The organism is Actinomycetota bacterium (assembly GCA_005888325.1).
In the GTDB taxonomy this organism is placed as follows: Bacteria; Actinomycetota; Acidimicrobiia; order Acidimicrobiales; family AC-14; genus AC-14.
On sequence record VAWU01000094.1, the window covers coordinates 1 to 2,654 of the forward strand.

A 2,654-nucleotide genomic window follows, 5' to 3' on the forward strand; every position below is an offset into this window, starting at 1 on the left:
CGGCGCTGGCGGTGCGCGACCGGCGCTGCGTCGTCACCGGCTGCGACGTCGACTGGCGCCTGGAGCGCGCGACCACCGGGTGCCCTACGCGCAGTGCCACACCACCTCCCTCGACGGGCTGGGGCGCATGTGCTGGTGGCACCACCTGCTCAAGACCAAGGGCTGGGGCTTGGTGGGCGGGCCCGGGTGCTACCGGCTCACGCCGCCGGGCAGCGGCGTCGCGGAGGCGTTTGCGAGTGGCAGTCGGGCACCACCCTGACGTGAGCGCGGCGAGGGGTCGAGCACAATGGCGCAGGAGGCAAGCGAGAGACGAGGACGAGATCGTGCGACGATCGATCGGCCAAGCCGCGGTGACGACGACCTTGGCCGTAGCCAGCCTGCTCGCGATCACGGTGGAGCCGGCCGGCGCGGTCGTCACCGGCCCGTGTGATGCGACCGGCGCGATCGTCGCCACCGCGTACGTTCCCCGGCGCATCCACGGCGGCGAGGTCGTCACCATCCCGAAGGCGGCGACCGTCCGGTGGCAAGGTTCGATCGTCGCCGGCGCGGTGCCGCGCGCGGCAGCACGGGCGCGGGTTGCGTACCGCGGTGACGTCGAGCTCACGGTGGCGGGCTTCGGCGTCTCCGTCGACCGGTGGCACGGCACGACCGCCAAGGTGGCGACCGAAGGGGTGCGACCGTACGACGTGCGCGTGCTCCCAGGGGGTGTGGTGTACCGGCTGCACGGCACACACCGCCGGGGTCGCTTGACGTGCAGCGGAGCCGTTCTCGTGAAGCTCGACGGTGGCAAGGGTGCAGCGGTGCCGATCGCGTACGTGGGTACCGCGGCCACCTTCCTCCTCGCGCTGCTGTTCACCGTGCGCGCCCGGTGGGCGCTGGGCGCGCTCGCAGGGCTCGGCCTCGGCGCCTTCGTCGCCCTCGACCTCGTGCTGTTCGCGCGCGCCGACCTCGCCAGTCGCGCGCTGCTGGTCTTCCCGGTCGCCGGGCTGGTGCTCGGCGCGGTGCTCCCTATGACGCGGCGGTCTCGACCGACTCGTCTCGCGGCATGACGATCTCGGCCGGGTGCATGGCTTCCTCGATCACCGCGGTGATGTCGTCGCCGAGCAGCTCGTCGCGCTCGAGGAGCGCGTCGCGCAACGCGGCGACGACGTGCCGGTGGGTGTCGAGCATGGCGCCGACCGCGCTCTTGGCGTCGTTGAGGATGCGGTCGACCGCGTCCTTGCCCGAATCGGTCGACAGCACCTTGGCCACGACGTTCTGGGCGCCCGCGACCGCCATCGCGTCGTAGGAGATCAGCGAGCCGGCCATCCCCAACGAGCCCACCATCTGGGCGGCGGCGGTGGTGGCCGCCTGCAGGTCGCCCGACGGGCCCGTCCCCGCCTCGCCGAAGAACAGCTCCTCGGCCACCATCCCGCCCATGGCGATCTGGATGAGGCCGACGATCTCCGAGCGCGTCTTCGTGAAGCGCTCCTCCAGGTCGCTGTGGGCGAGCAGTCCCAGCGCGTCCTTGCGCTTGATGATCGAGAGCACCTCGAGCTTGCGGTCCTTGCCGACCAGATGGGCGACGGTCGCGTGCCCGGCCTCGTGGGTGGCGATCGTGCGGCGCTCGAGATCGGTGTACTCGACCGGCTGCTTCAGCCCGATCTCCTCGGTCATCTTCGCCTGCTGGATGTCGTGCCAGTCGAGCGCGTCCGCGCCGCGGCGCAGCGCCCACACCAGCGCCTCGTCGAGCAGGTGCTCGATCATCACGGGCGAGTAGCCGAACGTCATCGAGGCGAGCGTGTCGCGCCGGGTGGCGTCGTCGAGCTCGACGTGGAGGGCCTTCTTGGCGAGGTAGTAGTCGAGTACGCTGCGCGCGCAGGCGTGCGCCAGGCGTGACAAGCATCCGAATCCCCCTCAGAAGTTGCTCAGTTACCCTGCGTAGCGGATCCTACTCGACGCCCTCGGTCGCCACCCAGGCGCCCAATACCCCAGGAACCCCGTTTCGGGGATCACGGGGCCATATAGCGGTTTTGGCGCCGATTCGACGTGCTGACGCACGCCGCGCCCAGGCCGAGGGTGCCTTGAGTCGGGTCCGGATCGTCTCTGGGCTGGAGGGGCTACAACGCCGACGAGGTCGCCGCCCCTTCGCCGAATCGCCGTGCTGCTGCGGGACAGCGACTGAAGGCCCCCGAGGCCCCGCGCTGCCCTCGGGTCCCCATGCGCGCCGCGCCAGTCTGCAAACGGCCGTAGGACCTCCGGCGTAAAGCCTGGTCGGGGCGTTGCCGATGCTACGCGCAGATGCCGAAGAAGAGGCGTGGGACACCGAACACCGCTCGCCACATGCGGAGGAACGCCCGGCTGAGTGACTCTCGCCGAATGCGTGGCCGGAATGCCGGGAGACCCACCCCGCTACTCAGCGAGCACGCGGGCGCTGACGCGGAGACGGTTGGCCGGCGGTTGGCGTGACCTTCCTGTTAGTAAGCGTCGAGGTCGTCGCCGCACGTGAGAATGAGACGAGGGACTGACCCGCAGGCCAGCCCCTCCCCTTGGGCTTCGGAGAACTTCGCCGGGGCCTTTACCGCTTCGTGCCTTCGGCGGCCTTACACCTGTCCAGCCCCACGCCCGAGCTGCATCACCTGCGGGTGCGATCGGAACACGTTTGCGACGGCGCC

3 protein-coding genes are annotated in these 2,654 nt (G+C 70.7%); 2 read left to right on the forward strand and 1 reads right to left on the reverse strand.

Annotated features, from left to right (window positions below):
* Positions 1-79: 79 nt before the first annotated feature.
* Positions 80-259, forward strand: coding sequence for a hypothetical protein (locus E6G06_22355; protein ID TML84814.1), 180 nt, complete (start codon positions 80-82; stop codon positions 257-259).
* Between the two features lie 64 nt (positions 260-323).
* The gene (locus E6G06_22360) at positions 324-1,049 is read left to right on the forward strand and encodes a hypothetical protein (protein ID TML84815.1); all 726 of its coding nucleotides are present in this window, start codon (positions 324-326) and stop codon (positions 1,047-1,049) included.
* On the opposite strand, the gene E6G06_22365 is transcribed toward E6G06_22360, so the two are convergent.
* Positions 1,009-1,881, reverse strand: a complete 873-nt coding sequence (locus E6G06_22365) for a hypothetical protein (protein TML84816.1) — start codon at positions 1,879-1,881, stop codon at positions 1,009-1,011. The genes E6G06_22360 and E6G06_22365 overlap by 41 nt on opposite strands.
* Between the last annotated feature and the right edge of the window lie 773 nt (positions 1,882-2,654).